Raw genomic sequence first — 1211 nt, 5'->3', positions numbered from 1 at the left:
AACAAGAGAGCTGCTACTTTTCAATATTGTTTTCTTCAAGTTCATAAACTTTTCCCTTTATTTATTTTTATCAATTAATGACGCTGAAATAATATAGCAAATTTATAATTATAACATTGAATAAATACGTTCTAATCGCCTATATTTTTAATCACCTACACAGAGTCATCTACTTGATAAATTCATTGACTTACGTCTCAATAAACCATAACGAATATGCAATATATGTTTTGCTAACCAGTATTACATTCTTTTCATAACCTCTTTGCATATGATAATGCACTATATCAGTTCTCTATTAATCATCAATAAGCCTTGTCGCCCCAAAAATAGTGAGCTTTAAAAAAATCATTACGCAAAAATTTATGAATTCATTATTCTATTCCTTTAGGCGACATTTAAAATAAAATATGCAAACTTTAAAAATAGTCATCCCCCTCAAACACTGTTTCAAGATACGGCGCATCTTTACTACATGACCAAAACGGCACTGAAACAGCAGAAAGACATAAGAAAATATCTTTTCTAAAACGCTACCCCCCACAAAAATCTGCTTAATCTTTTGAAAACTAAGTGTCAAAAGTTTTACGTTTTTACCAACAAAACCAAACGCGTTAACAAAGATAAAGGAAAAATGAGAAGAAGCATTCCTTCCACGCTTTATCTTTTGAGAAATAAAGCTTACAATAAAAGAATATACACTAAAATGCATTCTCTCATTGATAAAAATAAAATTCATTAGACGTTTCCCCCCTAAAGACATAACGAATATAAACCCTTCTAAACTTTGGCGTGCATCATTGCTTTACCACTATAAAAATAGAATAGAAAACAATATACCGCAACAGAACTCTCGTTTCCAGCGGAAACATACAGAGATTCAACGAAGCAATGTAGTGGATACAAGCCTGCATGAGCTTAATCATCTTCCAAAAAATTGGAGCGCACACGCGGCAAGATCACTCTACTAATAGAGGAAAGCTATCAGATAATAAAACCCAACACAAGCAGCTTGAGTCATTTAACTTCAATTTTTCATCGCTGCATTTCATTTTATATTGCCTAGGTAAGCATTGGGCAATCAACCTACATATAAATAAACCAACAGTCATACAAGCAAAGAAAAACAATGCAACAACAGCACCCCATCTAACAACCACTTTGCATTCGTCAACAAACATGAATAAAATATTCATTAATTATAACAGTCA

General features: G+C 32.2%; 1 protein-coding gene. It reads left to right on the top strand.

Annotated features, from left to right (window positions below):
* Positions 1-912 precede the first annotated feature (912 nt).
* Positions 913-1211: hypothetical protein (locus ACFIL8_RS07805; RefSeq protein ID WP_375689343.1), on the top strand; the 299-nt coding region annotated here is incomplete at its 3' end.

Origin of the sequence: Bartonella sp. AP57NXGY, from assembly GCF_042195805.1 — a bacterium.
GTDB lineage: Bacteria > Pseudomonadota > Alphaproteobacteria > Rhizobiales > Rhizobiaceae > Bartonella.
The sequence above is the reverse complement of the archived record's forward strand: the minus strand, read 5'-3'. Positions and strand labels throughout refer to the sequence as shown.